The organism is Streptomyces sp. NPDC047061 (assembly GCF_040643955.1).
Lineage (GTDB): Bacteria > Actinomycetota > Actinomycetes > Streptomycetales > Streptomycetaceae > Streptomyces.
In genome coordinates this window covers 69,648-87,410 of the sequence record NZ_JBEYVI010000045.1, presented here as the reverse complement: position 1 = coordinate 87,410, position 17,763 = coordinate 69,648, and the positions used below count along the sequence as shown (strand labels likewise).

Here is a 17,763-nt window from a genome sequence, read left to right as displayed (position 1 = left end):
GCGCGGCCCGCGACCGCACCGACACCGAGGAGGCGAGGCGGCCTTGCGCACGCCCGGGACGTACATCAAGGGACTCGGGGTCTACCTGCCCCGCACGGTCGGTATCGAGGAGGCCGTCGCCCAGGGTCTCTATCCGGCGGAGGACGTCGAGCTGCACGAGCTGGCGGGCGCGGCGGTGGCCGGGCGGACGCCCGCCCCGGAAATGGCGCTGTGGGCGGCGCAGGACGCGTACAAGCGCTGCGACCACCGCCCGCAGGACACGGATCTGCTGCTCTACGCGGACTCCTGGCACCAGGGTCCCGACGGATGGCAGCCCCAGTACTACCTCCAGCGCCACCTCGTCGGCGGCGACGTGCTCTCGGTCGAGGTACGCCAGGGCTGCAACGGCATGTTCGCGGCGTTGGAACTGGGCGCGGGACACCTGGCGGGCCGGCCCCGGTCCCGTGCCGGTGAACGCCCGTCCACCGCGCTGCTCGTCGCGTCCGACAACTTCGGCACCCCGATGATGGACCGCTGGCGGATGGGGCCCGGCTATGTGACCGGGGACGCCGCCAGCGCCGTCGTGCTCACGGGCGAGCCGGGTTTCGCGGAGCTGCTCGCGGTGGGTTCGCTGACGGTGACGGACGCCGAGGAGATGCACCGCGGTGCCGAGCCGCTGTTCCCGCCGGGTCCGACCGTGGGGCGGCCGCTCGACTTCACCGCCCGCAACGCCGAGTTCAAGAAGCGCTCGGCCGCGACCGGCACGGGCACGGCAGCTCTGGTCCAGGTCCACGTCAGGACGCTGGAAGTGGTCGAGCGCACCCTTGCCGAGGCCGGCGTGACGATCGGTGACGTCACGCGCGTGGCGTACATGAACTACTCCCGGGAGATCGTCGAGCAGCGCTGCACGACCGCGCTCGGACTGCCCTTGGAGAAGTCCACCTGGGAGTTCGGCCGGACGGTCGGCCATCTCGGCGCGAGCGACCAGATCGTGTCCCTCGACCACCTGCTGACGGCGGGCGAGCTGGGCCCGGGCGACCACCTGCTGATGCTCGGCGTCGGCCCCGGGGTGACCCTCTCCGCCGCGGTCGTGCGCATTCTGCAGCCCGCACCGTGGTGCGGCTAACCGAGGCAAGGAGACGACGTGATCGTGCCCACGCGATCTGGCCCGCATACCGATGAGAGCGGTGCGAACGGCGAGAACCGCACGCCGGCCCCTCTCGAACCCGTCGCCGTGATCGGCGCGGGCTGCCGTTTCGCCGGACAGGGTGACTCCCCCGCCGCGTTCTGGGATCTGCTGCTCTCCGGCCGGGACGGCATCGGCCCCATGCCCGAGGACCGCTGGGAGAGCTACCGCGGCCTGGGCCCCGAGCACGCGGCGGCGGTACGGCGTGCCGACCTGCCCGCCGGGTTCCTGTCCGACATCAAGGGCTTCGACGCCGCGTTCTTCGGACTGACTCCCCGCGAGGCCGAGCTGATGGATCCTCAGCAGCGGATCCTGCTCGAACTGGTCTGGGAGGCCCTGGAGCACGCCGGTATCCCGCCCGTCGGCCTGGCCGGCAGCGACACCGGGGTCTTCGTCGGTGTCGGTTCGGACGACTACGGCCGCCGGCTCCTGGAGGACCTGCCGAACATCGAGGCCTGGACCGGCATCGGCAGCGCCATGTGCGCGGTCGCCAACCGCATCTCGTACGCGCTGGACCTGCACGGGCCCAGCCTCGCGGTGGACACCGCCTGCTCGGCCTCGCTCGTCGCCACCCACCTCGCCTGCCAGAGCCTGCGTGCCGGAGAGAGCGCGGTGGCGCTCGTCGGGGGCGTGAACCTCATCGTCTCGCCCGGTCTCTCGGTGACGCTGGAGGCCGCGGGCGCCACCTCTCCCGACGGGCGCAGCAAGTCCTTCGACGCCTCGGCCAACGGTTACGGACGGGGCGAGGGCGGGGCCGTCCTGGTCCTCAAACTCCTGTCCGACGCTCAGCGCGACGGGGACCGGGTCCTCGCGGTCATCCGCGGCAGCGGGGTCCAGCAGGACGGCCGTACGAACGGGATCATGGCGCCCAGCGGCAGTGCCCAGCAGCAGCTGCTCGAAGAGACCTGCCGGCGCACCGGAGTCGACCCGTCGTCGGTCGACTACATCGAGGCGCACGGCACCGGGACCCCGGTGGGCGATCCCCTGGAGGCGGGTGCGCTCGGCGCCGTGTACGGGCAGGGCAGGCCGGCCGACGACCCCTGCCTGATCGGCTCCGTGAAGCCCAACATCGGCCATCTGGAGGCGGGGGCGGGCGTCGCCGGTCTGCTCAAGGCCGCCCTCGCCCTGCACCACGGCGAGATTCCGCCGAGTCTGAACTTCAGCGACGGCAACCCGGCGATCGACTGGGCCGGCAACGGGCTGCGGGTCGTCACCGAGCCCACCCCCTGGCCCGCACGGGAACGTCCGCGCCGGGCCGGTGTCTCCGGCTTCGGATACGGCGGCACCATCGCGCACGTCCTTCTGGAGCAGGCCCCCGCACCTGCCGAACCGAGCGGCGCGGGCGAGGCCCCGGACGCCGTGCGGGCTCCCGGGCACGGCGCCGCGCTGCGGCTGTTCCCGCTCTCCGCCCGGTCCAGGGCCGCCCTGCGCGCGTACGCGGCCGACCTCGCCGACTGGCTCACGGGCGCCGGCCGTGACGTGCCGCTGGCATCGGTGGGCCACACCCTCGCGGTGCGCCGTTCGCATCTGGACGTGCGGGCCGGTGTCGTGGCCCGCGACCGGGCGGACCTCGTCGCCGGGCTGCGGGGCGTCGCCGCCGGGGAGGAGTCGCGCGAGGCGCCGACCGGAACGGCGCCCGGGGCGTCGGGTGCCCCCGGTACGGAGACCGTGTGGGTGTTCTCCGGGCACGGGTCCCAATGGGCCGGCATGGGAAAGGAACTGCTGGAGACCGAGCCTGCCTTCGCCGCCGCGATCGACGAGATCGAGCCGGTGTTCCTGGAGGAGATCGGCTTCTCGCCCCGGCAGGTGCTGGGCGACGGGGACTTCGAGTCCGTCGACCGCATCCAGACCATGATCTTCGCGATGCAGATCGGCCTGGCCGCCGTATGGCGCTCCTACGGTGCCGCGCCGACCGCCGTCATCGGGCACTCCGTCGGTGAGATCGCGGCGGCCGTCACCGCGGGCGCGCTCACCGTACAGGACGGCGCCCGGCTGATCTGCCGGCGCTCGCTGCTGCTACGGCGGGCGGCCGGACAGGGCGCGATGTTCATGGCGGGCCTGTCCTGGGAGGAGGCCTCGGAGCGCCTCGCGGGCCGCGAGGATGTCGTCGCCGCGATCCAGGCCTCCCCGGAGTCCACCGTCGTGTCGGGCGACCGCGAGGCGGTGACGGCCCTGTTCGACGCGTGGCAGGCCGAGGGAGTGGACGTGCGCAGGGTCGCCTCCGACGTGGCTTTCCACAGCCCGCACATGGACCCGCTGCTGGCCGGACTCGCCGCGGCCGCCGACGATCTGCCGCGGCGGACCCCGGACATCCCGATGTACTCCACCGCCCTGGCCGACCCCCGGACGGCACCGGCCGCGGACGGCGCCTACTGGGCGGCCAACCTGCGCAACCCGGTGCGCCTCGCGGCGGCGGTGAAAGCCGCCGCGGAGGACGGGCACCGGTCGTTCCTCGAGGTCTCCGCGCACCCCGTGGTGGCCCACTCGATCGGTGAGACCCTCGCCGGCCTCGACCTCGATGACGCCTTCGTCGGGTCGACGCTGCGCCGCAACCGGCCCGAGCAGCTCAGCCTGCTCGTCGCGCTCGGCGACGCGCACTGCCACGGCATCGACGTCGACTGGGCGAGACTGCAGTCGGCGGGCGGGCTCGTCACCCTGCCGCACGTGGCCTGGCAGCGCGCCGTGCACTGGCGCGAGTCCACCCTCCAGGGCTCGGGTCATGGGCGCCAACACGACGTGGACGCCCATGAGTTGCGCGGGGTGCCCGTCCCGGTGGCCGGGCGTGCGATGCGGTTGTGGCGCACCGAGCTGGACGACGCCAACCGCCCCTACCCGGGCTCGCACACCATCAACGGAACGGAGATCGTGCCCGCCGCCGTCCTCCTCAACACCTTCCTCGGCGCGCTGGACGGCCACGGCGAAGGCGTACGGGCGCTGGACGAGGTGGCGCTGCGGCTGCCGCTGACCGTGACCGGGCGACGTGAGCTCCAGGTCGTCCGTGACGGTTCCGCGCTGTATCTGGCCTCCCGGGCGGCGGGCGGCGACGAGGCATGGCTCACCCACACCTCCGCCTCCACCGGGGCCGAGGGCGACGCCTTCGCACTGCCCGAGCGGCTGCCGCGGCCCGCGCCGGACGCCGAGCCCGCCGACCCGGGCGACATCCTGCGCCACCTGGCCTCGGTCGGCGTCCCCTCCATGGGGTTCGAGTGGACCGTGGACGACCTCGTGCGGGGCGAGGGGTCACTGCGCGCCCGGGTACGCGCTCAGCAGCCGGAGCGCTCCGCCGCCACGTGGGCACCCGTCTTCGACGCCGCCCTGTCCATCGCGCCCTCCGCCTACCCCGGGCCCGCGACCCTGCGGATGGTGGCGCACGTGGGACGGGTGCGGACGGTCGGCGCGGTCCCCGACGCCGTCGACATCCACGTCTCCCACCATCCGGCGCGGGACACGGTCGACGTGTTCGTCGCGGACGAGGCGGGACGGGTGGTCGCCGCGCTCACCGAGGTGCGCTACAGCTCGCTCGGCCAGGACACCGCGCTGACGGCCCCGCCCCAGGAGCTGGTGCACGAGCTGGCCTGGCGTCCGCTCGAACTGCCCGAGGCGGAGGGCGCGCTTCCCGTCCACCGGGACGTGGTCCTCGTCGGCGACGGCGACGGGGCGTTCGCGTCGGCGCTCGCCGAGCGGCTCGCCGAACGGGGGGCGCGGACGCGTACGGTGCGGGATCCCGTCGAGCTGGCGGGGCTGGACGGCCTCGACAGGTCCGTGGACGTGCTGGTGGTGCCCGGTGAGGTGACGGGTGCGCCGCCGGAGGCCGCCGCCGGCCATGCCTGGCTGCTGCTGCGCACGGTCCGATGCCTGGCCGGTCTGGACACCGCGCGCTTCCCGCGTCTGTGGTGTGTGACCCGCGGCGTCCGCGAGAGCGACGACGAGGCCCGGCTCGCGCACGCCCCGCTGTGGGGCCTGTCCCGGGTGCTCGCGGGTGAGCACGGTGAACTGTGGGGCGGCGTCGTCGACCTGGGCGCGGCGGACACCGCGGAGGCCGGCACGCTCCTGGAGATCCTGCGAGCCGCTCCGGCCGAGGACGTCATCGCGGTGCGCGGCGGCACCGCCGAGGCGGCGCGACTCGTCCGGACCCGGCGGGACGCCGCCCACGCCCCGGTGACCTGCCGGCCCGACGGGACGTATCTGATCACCGGAGGGCTCGGGGTGCTCGGCCTCGAAGTCGCCCACTGGCTGGCCGAGCGGGGGGCACGACGCCTGGTCCTGGCCGGGCGCGGTGCGCTGCCGCCGCGGTCCGACTGGGACTCCGTCACCGACGAGGCCGTACTCCACCGGATCGAGGCGGTCCGTTCCCTGGAGGCCCAGGGGGTCACCGTCCGCACCGTGGCGCTCGACGTCGCCGACGCCGACGCGGTCGCCCGGCAGCTCACCCCGGACGCGCTGGGCCTGCCGGCCGTCAGCGGGATCGTGCACGCGGCGGGCGTGCTCGACAACCGGATGGCCGGCGAGGTCGACGAGGCGTCCCTGCGGCGGGTGATGCGTCCCAAGGCGGACGGAGCGTGGGCGCTGCACCACCGGTTCCCGCCCGGCAGCCTGGACTTCTTCGTGCTCTTCTCGTCCTGCGGCCAGTTGCTCGGGCTTCCCGGCCAGGCCGCCTACGGCTCCGCCAACAGCTTCCTCGACGCCCTCGCGGCGTACCGGAACAGCCTCGCCGGCCCGCACGGCACCGCGGACACGATCAGTTTCGCCTGGACGTCGTGGCGCGGGCAGGGCATGGCGGTCAACGAGGTCGTCGATCTGGAGCTGCGCGAGCGAGGCGTCACCGACATCTCGGTGTCCGAGGCCTTCGGTGCCTGGGAGTTCGCCGCGCGCCGCGGGGCCGGCTGCTATCCGGTGCTGCGTACCGTGCCGGTGGAGCCGGGTACGGAGCGGCTGCCCGTCCTGCGTGAGATCTCCGTGGCGGAGCCGGCCGGCGCCCCTGGTCCGCGGCAGGACGGCATGTCCTTCGCGGATCTGCCGCCCGAGCAGCTCCGGGAGCGGCTCCGGGAGGAGGTCGCGACGCAGGTCGCCGGCGAGATGCAGCTGCCCATGGCTTCGCTGGACATCCGCCGGTCACTCGTGGAGCAGGGGCTCGACTCGGTGATGACCATCGTCGTACGCCGCCGTCTGGAGAAGCGGTTCGGCCTGAAGCTGCCGGCGACGCTGCTGTGGCACCAGCCCACCGTGACCGCCATCGCGGGCCATGTGGCCCAGCTGCTGGCCCCCGCGGCGGACGAGGAGGCGACCGCGGAGGAGGGACTCGCGCCCACCTTCTGACCGATGCCCCCTCACACGGCGATCCGCCCCGCGCTCGGAGCGCGGGGCGGATCGCCGTGTGAGGGGCTGCCGCGTCGGTCAGAACGTGGGCGCCGAGGTCGGGGCCCGCAAGGTGCCCAGGTACGGGTGCCACAGGTGGTCGGGGTTGTTCTCCACCTCCGCGACCACCTCGCGCATGGCCCGCAGGACCTGGGGCTCCTCGCCGTCGTACACGTCGCCCTGGAGCATCTTCAGGACGCCGATGCGGTAGCGCGGGTCCTGTACGAAGGCGGTGAACAGCACGTTCAGGCGGTAGTAGATGGAGATGAACTCGTACCAGTACTTCACCGCGCGGCGCAGCTTGGTCTCGTACGTCTCGAAGCGCTGCTTGCCGAAGTCGCCCGCCGCATGGGCCGCGATGATGTCCTGGGCGGCGATACGGGCGCTGTTCAGGGCGACACTGACACCGCTGGAGAAGATCGGGTCGACGAACCGTGCCGCGTCACCGATCAGGATGAACCGGTCCCCGCAGATCTGCCGCATCGCGTAGCTGTAGTCGCCCTCCGGCTTGAAGGGGCGGACCCGGCGGGCGTTCTTGAGGGCGTCGTGCAGGTCGGGGCGGCTGGAGACGAAGTCCCAGAAGAACTTCTCGCGGTCGGCGTTGGCCTCGGCGAACCGCTTCTTCTGTGTGACGACGCCCACGCTGGTGATGGTGTCGGTGATCGGGATCTGCCACAGCCAGGTGTCCTTGATGGGCAGGAAGTGCACGAAGATGTGGTCGATCTGGGTGGCGTCGCCCGCGAGCGCGCCCCGGTCGAGACCCTCGAACCAGGTGTGAATGGCGTACTGGTCGAAGACCGGGTCGGACACCTTCACCTTGAGCTGGCGGCCGAGGAGCGTCTGGCGGCCCGAGGCGTCGACGACCATGCGCGCGGTGAAGTCGAGTTCCTTGGCGGCCAGCCGGCAGGTCAGCCGCACCAGTTCGGGGTCGGTGAAGTCCACCTTGGAGACCCGGACCCCGTTGAAGACGGTGGCGCCCTGTTCGTCGGCGTGCCGCAGCAGGATGGCGTCGAACTTCCCGCGGTCCACGTGGAAGGTGTAGTCGCGGTCGACGCCCGGCTGGTTGCGCTCGACGAACTGGATGTCGGCGGTCCAGCCGTGGCTGAGCCCGCTGTACCCCAGGTTCGGGATGTCGCGCGATTCGGCGGAGGTCCACGAGGCACCGAACTTCTTGGGGAAGCCCGCCTCGTCGATCTTGTCCAGCGCGTCGATCTCGTGCAGGACCGGCGTGGTCGCGGGCACCAGGGACTCGCCGACGTGCGGGCGCGGGAAGGTCTCGCTCTCGAAGACAGCGACGGACAGACCGGCCCTGGCGAGGTAGGAGGCGACGGTCGAGCCCGCGGGCCCGCCGCCGATCACGGCGACGTCGAAGTCGGCGCTCATGCCACGTTCCCTTCGCCCGCGGTCTCCACGGCCAGTTCGGCGAGCATGCCCGCGATGGTCCTGACGTCCTGGAAGTGCTTGGTGTCGATCTTGGACGGGGAGACGTAGAGGCCCAGTTCGTCGCGTATGAAGGACAGCAGGAGCGCGACTCTCAACGAGTCGAGGATGCCTGTCTCCATGAGCGGGGTGGTGGCGCCCAGCCCGGCCCGCTCGTCCTCCTGGAGAAACTCCTCTCCGATGAATGTGAGGAGCGCGGACGCGTAGGCGTCCTCACTGCGCTCGCTGTGCACGGTCTTCGCTTCGGCCATCGCCATCCACCTTCTGCGCTGAGCGGGACCTGCCCGCATTACCGTTCCGTCGTGCGCTGCTCGTCCAGCTCCAGCGCCTGCGTTGCGAGTTCTTCCTCCGACAGCAGGTCGATCTCGGCCCGGACTGCCGCTTCCACCACCGCGGCGAGCCCGGCGACCGTGCCGGACTCGAAGACGGCACGGGTGGGGAAGTCGATGTCGAACGCCGTCTGGATCTGTGCGATCAGACGGATCGCCAGAATCGAGTTGCCACCGCTGTGGAAGAACTGGCTGTCCGCTCCCGCCGGGGTGCCCAGCAGGTCGGTGAAGATCTCGGCGATCCGTTCCTCGACGACGCCGCGCGGGGCGACGAGTTCGCCCTGGGCCGCCCCGGCCGGCCTCGGCAGAGCCGCCCGGTCCAGCTTTCCGTTGGCGGTCAGCGGAACGGCGTCGAGCGGGGTGAGCGAGCCTGGGACCATGTACGCGGGCAGCCGCTTCGCACAGTGCTCCGCCAGCTCCCGCGCCGCGCCGGGCCGCGGGTGCTCCTGCGCCGCGGGCACCCAGTAGGCGGCCACGGCCGTGTCCCCCCGCGGGGTCTTCTCGGCGACCGCCACCGCGTCGCGTACCGCCGGATGCTCGCGCAGGACGGCCGCGATCTCGCCCAGCTCCACGCGGTATCCGCGGATCTTGACCTGCCCGTCCCGCCGTCCGATGAAGTCGACGGAGCCGTCGGGCAGCAGTCGCACCAGGTCGCCGGTGCGGTAGAGGCGGGCGCCCGGCGGGCCGTACGGGTCCGGCAGGAACCGTTCCGCGGTGAGCCCCGGCTGTCCGGCGTAGCCGCGTGCGACACCGGTCCCGCCGACGTACAGCTCCCCCACGGCTCCCACCGGCAGCGGGCCCAGCAGCGCGTCCAGGACCTGCACGCTCATGCCGGGCAGCGGGCGCCCGATGGGCACGGAATCGCTCTCCAGGGGGGTCTTCACCGGGTGGACGCAGGTCCCGACGGAGGCCTCGGTGGGCCCGTACTCGTTGATGAGCCGTCCTTCGCCCAGGGCACGCGCCCAGTGGTCGGCCGTGGCCACGGGGAGCGCCTCGCCGGCGGCCACGATCTTCCCGGCCAGGCCGGTCATCCGCTCCGGCGCGATCTGCTGCCCGAGGATCTCCAGATGTCCCGGGGTGAGTTTGAGGAAGCTCAGCGGCGCGGCGGCCTGCAGGAGGGCGCCCAGTGCGGCGAGGTCCAGGTCCTGGGGCAGCAGGTGCAGTGGCTGTCCGGCGGCGAGGGGTGCCCAGAGATTCGGCACCACGAGGTCGAAGGCGACGGAGGAGAACAGCGCGCCGCCTCCGGTGCCGGCCGCGGCCAGCTCGTCGACCGCCCAGCGGACGTGGTTGGCCAGGCCGCGGTGGGTGATCTGGACGCCCTTGGGGCGGCCGGTGGAGCCGGAGGTGTAGATCAGGTAGGCCAGCAGGTCCGTGTCCGCGGTGCGGTCGGGGCGCCGGCCGGACTCGTCCGCGATCGCGGCGGCGTGTCCGTCCACGAGGACGTGCCGCGCGTCGTGGTCCGTGCCGAGCCGGGCGCGGTGCGCGGACGAGGTCACGAGGACCCGGGCCCCGGCGGCTTCGAGGGTCCGGTGGACGCGGTCCGCGGGGAAGCCCGGGTCGAGGGGCAGATAGGCGCCCCCTGCCTTCCACACGGCGAGCAGGGCGGTGGGCAGTTCGGCACCGCGGTCGAGCAGGACGCCGACCACGGACTCGGGGCCCACGCCCAGTCCCCGCAGATGGTGGGCGAGGCGGTTGGCCCGCACGTCCAGTTCCGCGTACGACACGGTGGTGCCGTCGGCGACCAGGGCGGTCGCGAGGGGGGTCGTGGCGGCGCGTTCCTCGAACAGGTCGGTGACGGTGGCGGTGACGGGGGCGGCGGGCGTGCCGTTCCAGCCGGCCAGGTGGAGCCGTTCGTCGGCGGTCAGGAGGTCGAGCGTGTCCAGGCGCCGGTCCGGCCCGGCCGCGCAGGCGCGCAGAAGCTCCTGGAAGTGGCCGGCGAGACGCTCGACGGTGGACGGGTCGAACAGGGCGGTCGCGTACTCCAGGGCGCCGATCACCGTGCCGTCCTGTTGGCGGCGCATGTACAGGGTCAGGTCGGTCTTCGCGACCGTCGACACATCGACGACCAGGTCCATGTCGTCGGCCTCGGCCGGGGATCCGGTGAGCTCCTCGTCGTGGAAGTCGAACGCCACCTGGTAGAGGGGGGTGCGCGACAGGTCGCGCTCCGGGGCGAGTTCGGCCACCAGCCGGTCGAAGGGCAGGTCCTGGTGGGCGAAGGCGTCCTTGCACGTGTCCCGCACCCGGTCCAGGGCCTGTTCGAAGGTGAGCGCTCCGTCCAGCGATGGGCGCAGCACGAGACTGTTGAGGAAGAAGCCGACCACCCCTTCGAACTCGGGGCGTTCACGGCCCGCGACGGGGGTGCCGATCGTGCCGTCCCACTGGCTCGTGTAGCGCGCGAGCAGGGTCGAGAAGACGGTGAGCAGGGTCATGAACGGCGAGGCGCCGCGGCGATGGCCCAGTTCGGTGAGGGGGCGGGCCACGGCCGCGGGCACGGTGAAGGTCACCACGGAGCCGCGCGCGTCCCTGGCCGGGGGCCGGGGCCGGTCCGGTCGCGGGGCGAACGGCACTGCACCGCTCAACACGCCCTTCCAGTGCGCGAGTTCACGCTCGACGACGTCGTCGGTGAGGTACTCGTGCTGCCAGGCCGCGTAGTCGGCGTACTGGACGGACAGCGGGTCGAGCCGGGCGGGGCGTTCCTCCAGGACGGCGTCGAGGATCTCGTGGAACTCGCGGCGCAGGATCGTCGCCGACCACGCGTCACCGGCGATGTGGTGGGTCAGCAGGGCGAGGACGCCGTTCTTGTCCGCGGAGCCGGCACCGTCCGGGGCGGCGATGTCGTCGGTGTCCTCGGGGGCGACGACGAGGACGGCGCGGACCATCGGGCCGTGCTCCAGGTCGAATCCGCGCTCCGCGTCCTCCTCGACGACGGCACCCGCCCGCGCGCGGGGAGCGTGCACCGTGCGCAGTTCCACCCGGCCCGGCTCGTCGACGACCTGCACCGGCTCGCCGTCCCGGGCGACGATCCGGGTGCGCAGGCTCTCGTGCCGCGAGGCGAGCGCGTCCAGGGCCTGCTGTACGGCGCTTTCACCGACGCCCGCGGGAACGCTCAGGAAGAGGCCGGTCACCCACTCCCTGCTGCCCGGTTCGATCCGGTCCAGGACCCAGAGCCTGCGCTGTCCCGGTGAGAGCGGCAGGGGACCGGTTCTGGGCACCGCACGGACCGGTGGGGCCGTGTCCGGATCCGCGTCGAGCAGCCGGGCCTGGGCCGCCACCGTGGTCGCGTCCAGCAGCTGGGACAGCTCGATCGGGCGGCCCGACTCGGCGCGCAGCCGGTTGGCGAGCCGGATCAGCTGGAGCGAGGAGCCGCCGAGCTCGAAGAAGCCGTCGTGGACGCCGAACCCGTCCGCCTTGAGCAGTTCCCGCCACACCCCGGCCACCAGGTGCTCGGCCCGGCCGGCGGGCGCGGCGTCCTGGTGCGGCCCGGACTGCGGCGCGGGCAGTGCCAGGCGGTCGAGCTTGCCGCTGGAGGTGGTGGGGAAGCGGTCCAGCTCGACGTACACGGCGGGCAGATGGCTCTCGGGCAGGTGCCCGCGCAGGAAGCCGCTCAGCTCCTGGTGCCGTTCCTCACGTGGGCGCCGGTCGGTCCGCGCGCCGTCGAGCCGCACGTACGCGGCCAGGCGGAGGGTGCCCGTGGGGGTGGTGAAAGGTGCGACGACCGCCTCCCGCACCGCGCCGTGCGCCACCAGGGCGGCCTCCACCTCGCCGGGCTCGATCCGGACTCCGTTGATCTTGACCTGGTGGTCGGCGCGGCCCAGGTACTCGAGATTGCCGTCGGCCCGCCGGCGCGCGATGTCCCCGGTCCGGTACAGGCGCGCTCCCGGCGGGCCCTCGGGGTCGGGCAGGAAACGGTCGGCCGTCAGACCGGGCCGGCCGAGGTAGCCGCGGGCGACGCCGACACCCGCCGCGCACAACTCCCCCCGTTCGCCCGGCGGCACGTGCCTGCCGTCGGGGCCCAGAAGCAGCACGCGCATGCCGTCGATGGGCGTACCGATGGGCACGGGGCCGGTGCGCTGCAGCGGGTTGACGTCGTAGGCGGTCACGTCGATGGAGCACTCGGTGGGGCCGTAGGTGTTGCAGACCACCACGTCCTCGGGGCAGTTGTGTACCCGGCGGCGGAACTCCTGCACCAGTTCGGCATGGAGCGGCTCCCCCGCGCAGAACAGCAGCCGCAGTGTCGTGCACTCGTCCCAGCCCGGCTCCTCCACCAGCATGCGCAGGACGGAGGGGACGACCTGGAGCACGGTGATCCGGTGGTCGATCACCGCCCGCAGCATGGCCGCCGGGTCGCGCTCCGCACCGACCGGTGCGAGGACCACGGTGCCCCCGCTGACCAGCGGGGCGAAGATCTCCCAGCACGCGGCGTCGAAGGTGATCGGTGTCTTGTGCAGCACGCGGTCACCGGGGCCCAGCCGATGGGCGTCGACCACCCAGGCGATACGGTTGCCGATGCCGGCGTGGCTGATCACGACACCCTTGGGGCGGCCCGTGGAACCCGAGGTGTAGAGGACGTACGCACAGTCCTCGGCCGCGATGTCCGCCTCGGGGGCGCCGACCGGACGTCCGTCGAGCGCGCTCAGCTCCTCGTCGAGCAGTACCTGCCGGACCCCGTCCACGGCGACGCGGTCCTGGAACGCCTCGTCCGTGACCGCGACCACGGAGGCCGTCTCCGCGAGGAGCGCCGCGGTGCGCCGGGCGGGGTGCCCGGGGTCGAGCGGTACGTATCCGGCGCCGGCCTTCCACACCGCGAGGAGGGTGATGACCAGGCGCGTACCGCGCGGCAGGCAGACGCCGACCGGCGCTTCGGGTCCGGCGCCCGCCTCCCGCAGCAGGTGGGCCAGTTGGTTGGCGCGTTCGTCCAGCTCACGAAGGGTGACCTCACGGTCGCCCGCGACGACGGCGACGGCGTCCGGCGTCGACCGCGCCCGTCGGCTGACGAGTTCGTGCGTCATCGGTATGCCGGAGGGCTGCGCGGCACCCTGCATGTGCATTCATCCCCTGTCGAAGGTCACCGGAAGCCGTTTGAGGAGCCGGAAGTTGATGCTGTCGAGCCATTCGGGCCGGGCGTCGACGAGCCGCATGCCGCGGGTGCGTTCCAGGAGTCTGCGCAGCGCCACGTCGATCTCCGCGACGGCGAGCGAGGCGCCGAGGCAGTAGTGGATGCCGTGCCCGAAGGACAGGTGGTCCGCGGCCGGTCGGGTGATGTCGAGCCGGTCGGGGTCCCGGTAGTGCTTCGGGTCGCGGTTGCCCGACCCGAGGACCAGCGTGACGGAGTCGTCCTTCGGGATGCGCCGGCCGAGGACTTCGAGGTCGGCGAGTGCGACCCGGGTGGTGAACTGCACGGAGCTGTCGTAGCGCATGAGTTCGTGGGCGGCCTTGACACCGAGGTCCGGCCGCTCCCTCAGCAGTTCCGCCTGGTCGGGGGCGCCGGCGAGCGCGAGCACCGCGTTGCCGATGAGGTGGGTGGTCGTGGCCTGTCCCGCGTCGATGAGGAGCAGGAAGTTGGCGAAGACCTCGTCGTCGGTGAAGTCGCCGTGCTGCAGCCGTTCGGCGATGATCTGGGTGAACAGGTCCGTCCCGGTGCCGTCCCTGCGCTGCGGCCCGCCCTCGTCGAAGGCGTCCCTGAGCTCGGTGATGCGGGAGATCTCGGCGCGTGACTGGGTGAAGAACTCGTGCAGCAGTCCGGGCCAGTTCTCCAGCAGGTGGGCCGCCCGGTCGGGGACGCCGGCGAGCCGGGCGATGACCCCGCGGGTCAGCGGCTCGGAGAAGTCGTGGATCACGTCCATGTGGCCCTGGTCGACGACACGGTCGAGGAGTTCGTCGGCGAGCTTCTCGATGGTCGGACGCATCTCGCGGATGAAGCGGGGGGTGAGGCCCGGTCTGATCAGTTGGCGCAGCCGGGTGTGCCGGGGCGGCTCGTTGAACAGCATCATGTCCGAGAGCGCGCTCGCGAGGGGCTTGATGTCCGCCCGTACGTCGGCGGGCAGTTGTTCGTGGAAGGCGTCGATGCGGGCCCCGGACAGCCGGGCGTCCTTGGACAGCCGGCTGATCTCGTCGTACCCGAGGATCACCCAGGTGTGCATCCACTCGTCGTAGTAGACCGGGGAGTTCTCCCGGATCTCGCGGTAGAAGTCGTAGGTGCCGTACGGGGTCGAGGACCACGGCGGGGTGAAGAGGTTGAGCAGGCTCGGGGTCTGCGAATCGGACATGCTACGACCGCCTCCCTGTCGGTTCGGAGGAGGTCGGTGCGGAGGAGGTCGGTGCGGAGGAGGTCGGTGCGGAGGAGGTCGGTGCGGAGGAGGTCGGTGCGGCCGGTGCCGGCGCGTCGGCGGCGGTCAGCTTCCCGGCGAGGAGTCCGGCGAGCCGCGGGAGGCCGTCCTCGAAGTAGAAGTGCCCGCCGGGAAGGACCTGGGTGTCGGCGCCGGCGATGGTGTAGTTCTTCCACAGCTCCATGTCCTGGGGTGTGGCGGCCGGGTCCCGGTCCCCCGCCACGGCCACGATCGGACAGGTCAGCGGGGCCCCGGGCACGTGCCGGTACGCCTCCGTCCAGCCGAGGTCGTTACGGATCACCGGGCGGGCCAGCTCCCAGACGGCCTCGTCGTCCAGGGCCTTGGCGCCGGATCCGCCGAGCGACCGGATGTAGCCGCGCATCTCGTCGTCCGCCAGGCGCAGGCCCGCGTGGTGACGGTCGGCCGGTGTACGGCAGGCCGAGACCACGAGCAGGGCGAGCGGGGAGGGGAAGCGGGGCCGGAGCCGGCGGGCGACCTCGTAGGCCACGACGCCGCCCATGCTGTGCCCGAAGAACGCGGTGGGCACGTCGAAACGGGGGCCGAGTGCGCGGACGATCTCCTCGGCGAGCTCGGGGATTCCCGCGGGGCTCGGATCGCCGGACCGGTCCTGACGCCCCGGGTACTGGACCGCCACCAGTTCGACCGAATCCGGCAGTTCCTCGGCCCAGCCGCGGAAGGCGCTCGCGGCTCCGCCCCCGTACGGGAAGCAGAGCAGCCTCACCCGCGCCGAGGGGCGCGGTACGTACGACCGGAACCAGCTTCCGCGCAGCAGGGTCATCGGCGTGTCCGTGCCGGCCGGTGCCGGTGGGGCCGCGCCGGGACGTGGGAGTTCTCCATGCCTTCACCTTCCGGGCGGCTTCTATATTTCTTCGCTATCCGGGCTATGCGCCGCGGCCTTGTCCTGGTTCTCCGCCGGGGGTGCCATCACGGGCGTGGCGGGGACGCTGCGTATCGCCGGACTGAGCAGCGAGATGATCAGCGTCACGAGCATCACGACGCCCACGCCGAGCACCGTGGCGGTCGTGCTGACGGCGCCCAGCAGGAAGCCGCCGATCAGCGGCCCGAGCGAGTTCGTCCCCGAGGAGAGCAGCATCGCGACGCTGCTGACCCGGCCCTGGAGTTCGTCCGGGGTGAGCTGGACCTGGTACACGCCGGCCGCCACGTTCATCAGCGCGCCGCCGAAGGTCATCCCGGCGAACACCCCGCCCAGGGCGAAGGGGTTGGCGGTCAGCGCCACCATCGGCATCAGGACGGTCCAGACGGCGAAGACACCCATCACGATCGTGGCCACGGAGTACCGTCTGCCGAACCACGATCCGGACAGTGCGCCGCACACCCCGCCGACCCCGGACACCATGCCGATGACACCGATGACGGCCGGTGAGTCGCCGGAGTCCTTGATGATCACGACCAGGGTGAGCGAGAGGATCTGGAAGAGGATGTTGGTGCCGGCCACCAGCACCACGGCGGCCCGCAGAAAGCGCTGCTGCCGCAGCCAGGCGAAGCCCTCCGCGAGCTCGGCGTGCAGTTTTCGGGGCGGGGCCGTGCGCTTGGTCTGCAGGTCCTGCCTGATCAGCAGCAGCGTGGACAGGGCGACCAGGTGCCCGACGGCCGTGAAGAGGAAGGGGAAGCCGCGGAAGAGCGCGAACAGCGAGCTGCCCAGGGGCTGCCCTATGAGTCCGGCCGCTCTGCCTCTGGCCTCGTTCTGGGAGAGAGCGGCCGGCAGATGGTCGGCGTGCACCACGTTGCGGACCGCGGCCCGTTCGGAGAGCCGGTAGAAGATCGACGCCGCGCCCTCGACGAAGGCCGCCGCCATCAGATGGACCAGGGTGACGTGCCCGAACAGAAGGGTCACCCCGACGCTGCCCATCGCCACGATCCCCACCAGATCGCAGACGATCATGGTGCGGCGCCGGTCCCAGCGGTCGACCATGACACCCGCGGGCAGTTGGACGAGCAGTACGGGAAGGAGCGCGGCGAAGCCCACCAGACCCGCGTCGACCGACGATCCGTTCTGCCAGACCATCAGCAGCGGGTACGCCACGGTGCCGACCCGCACACCGAGGATGGAGATGCCGGCACCGGTCCACAGTTTCAGGAAGTCACGGTTCTTGCGGAGGGGCGCCGTCGGCGGCGTCGGCTCCTTCAGCGACGTGTCCCGTGCGGAACTCATGCGGTGAGCTCCGCGCCGCGGCACCACTCGAGTACCGCCATGGCACTGTGCATCTTGTTCTCCGCCTGGTCCAGGGCGATGCTCGTCGGCCCGTCGAGCACCTCGGCCGTGACCTCGTCGCCGCGGTGGGCGGGCAGGTCGTGCATGAAGACGGCTTTCGGGCTGTGCTCCCACAGCTGCCGGGTGACCTGGAACGGGGCGAAGACGTCCCGCCAGTTCGCGTCGGGCTTGCTCGTGCCCGTGGTCTGCCAGCGTGTGGTGTACCAGACGTCGGTGTCGTGCGGCAGTGCGTCCATGTCGTGACGCTCGACCATGGACGCCCCGCTGCGGCGGGCGTGCTCCTCCGCGCGCTCCCGGATGTCCTTGGTGAGTCCGTAGCCGGACGGCGTCCGCAGTTCGAACCGGACCCCGGGGAACCGCGTCAGGGTCAGGGCCAGGGCGGCCGCCGTGTTGTTGCCCTCCCCGACGTAGACCACGCGCAGGCCGTCGATCCCGCCGAAGCGGGACTTGAGCGTGGTCAGGTCGGTGAGTGCCTGGGTCGGGTGTTCCTCCGCGGTCATGGCGTTCACCACGCAGAGCCGCTCGGGGTCGGCCCACGCGGCCAGCTCCTGCTGCGGAAGTCCGGTCCTGGCGACGATCACGTCCAGCATCCGTGCGAAGACCCGGCCGGTGTCCTCGCTCGACTCCCCGGTGTTGATCTGGAGGTCGTCGGGACCGTACGCGACGATCTGCGCGCCGAGCCGCAGGGCACCGGAGGAGAACGCGGTCCGGGTGCGGGTGGAGGTCATGCGGAAGTAGACACCGACGATGTCTCCGGCCAGGGCCCGGGTGCCGCCCGGCCGGCCCGCCGCGTGATCGGCACCCCGGTTCACGACGGCGCGCAGGTCGGCGTCCGTCAGGTCGTCGGTCGACAGAAGGCTTCGATGCTGCTCAGGGGTTCCCATGACTCGCTTC

9 protein-coding genes are annotated in these 17,763 nt (G+C 72.4%); 2 read left to right on the top strand and 7 right to left on the bottom strand.

Annotation, left to right across the window (positions count from 1 at the left end; all coding sequences use genetic code 11):
* The first annotated feature begins 43 nt into the window (after positions 1-43).
* Positions 44-1,105: a ketoacyl-ACP synthase III family protein gene (locus ABZ887_RS42100; RefSeq protein ID WP_361302556.1), complete on the top strand. Its 1,062-nt coding sequence runs from the start codon at positions 44-46 to the stop codon at positions 1,103-1,105.
* Positions 1,106-1,129: 24 nt separating this feature from the next.
* Positions 1,130-6,481: a type I polyketide synthase gene (locus tag ABZ887_RS42095; RefSeq protein WP_361302553.1), complete on the top strand. Its 5,352-nt coding sequence runs from the start codon at positions 1,130-1,132 to the stop codon at positions 6,479-6,481.
* A gap of 78 nt (positions 6,482-6,559) precedes the next feature.
* On the opposite strand, the gene ABZ887_RS42090 is transcribed toward ABZ887_RS42095, so the two are convergent.
* From ABZ887_RS42090 to ABZ887_RS42060, 7 genes are all read right to left on the bottom strand, one after another.
* Positions 6,560-7,903, bottom strand: a complete 1,344-nt coding sequence (locus tag ABZ887_RS42090; protein ID WP_361302550.1) for an NAD(P)/FAD-dependent oxidoreductase — start codon at positions 7,901-7,903, stop codon at positions 6,560-6,562.
* On the bottom strand, positions 7,900-8,211 hold the full coding sequence (locus tag ABZ887_RS42085; protein WP_361302547.1) for an acyl carrier protein: 312 nt from the start codon (positions 8,209-8,211) through the stop codon (positions 7,900-7,902). The genes ABZ887_RS42090 and ABZ887_RS42085 overlap by 4 nt, the downstream gene beginning before the upstream one ends.
* Positions 8,212-8,249: 38 nt before the next feature.
* Positions 8,250-13,331: an amino acid adenylation domain-containing protein gene (locus ABZ887_RS42080; protein WP_361302544.1), complete on the bottom strand. Its 5,082-nt coding sequence runs from the start codon at positions 13,329-13,331 to the stop codon at positions 8,250-8,252.
* 6 nt (positions 13,332-13,337) lie between these two features.
* The gene (locus ABZ887_RS42075; protein ID WP_361302541.1) at positions 13,338-14,555 is read right to left on the bottom strand and encodes a cytochrome P450; all 1,218 of its coding nucleotides are present in this window, start codon (positions 14,553-14,555) and stop codon (positions 13,338-13,340) included.
* Position 14,556: 1 nt separating this feature from the next.
* Complete coding sequence (locus ABZ887_RS42070; RefSeq protein WP_361302538.1) at positions 14,557-15,414, bottom strand: alpha/beta fold hydrolase; 858 nt, start codon at positions 15,412-15,414, stop codon at positions 14,557-14,559.
* A gap of 81 nt (positions 15,415-15,495) precedes the next feature.
* The gene (locus ABZ887_RS42065) at positions 15,496-16,809 is read right to left on the bottom strand and encodes an MFS transporter (protein ID WP_361302535.1); all 1,314 of its coding nucleotides are present in this window, start codon (positions 16,807-16,809) and stop codon (positions 15,496-15,498) included.
* Positions 16,806-17,753: an ornithine carbamoyltransferase gene (locus tag ABZ887_RS42060; RefSeq protein WP_361302532.1), complete on the bottom strand. Its 948-nt coding sequence runs from the start codon at positions 17,751-17,753 to the stop codon at positions 16,806-16,808. Before ABZ887_RS42060 ends, ABZ887_RS42065 begins: the two co-directional genes overlap by 4 nt.
* Positions 17,754-17,763: the final 10 nt, after the last annotated feature.

What these genes read in the sequence shown, in the direction of transcription:
- ABZ887_RS42090 (WP_361302550.1), bottom strand. Translation starts at nt 7,903, where the DNA reads ATGAGCGCCGACTTCGACGTCGCCGTGATCGGCGGCGGGCCCGCGGGC.
- ABZ887_RS42085 (WP_361302547.1), bottom strand. Translation starts at nt 8,211, where the DNA reads ATGGCCGAAGCGAAGACCGTGCACAGCGAGCGCAGTGAGGACGCCTAC.
- ABZ887_RS42080 (WP_361302544.1), bottom strand. Translation starts at nt 13,331, where the DNA reads ATGCAGGGTGCCGCGCAGCCCTCCGGCATACCGATGACGCACGAACTC.
- ABZ887_RS42075 (WP_361302541.1), bottom strand. Translation starts at nt 14,555, where the DNA reads ATGTCCGATTCGCAGACCCCGAGCCTGCTCAACCTCTTCACCCCGCCG.
- ABZ887_RS42070 (WP_361302538.1), bottom strand. Translation starts at nt 15,414, where the DNA reads ATGACCCTGCTGCGCGGAAGCTGGTTCCGGTCGTACGTACCGCGCCCC.
- ABZ887_RS42065 (WP_361302535.1), bottom strand. Translation starts at nt 16,809, where the DNA reads ATGAGTTCCGCACGGGACACGTCGCTGAAGGAGCCGACGCCGCCGACG.
- ABZ887_RS42060 (WP_361302532.1), bottom strand. Translation starts at nt 17,753, where the DNA reads ATGGGAACCCCTGAGCAGCATCGAAGCCTTCTGTCGACCGACGACCTG.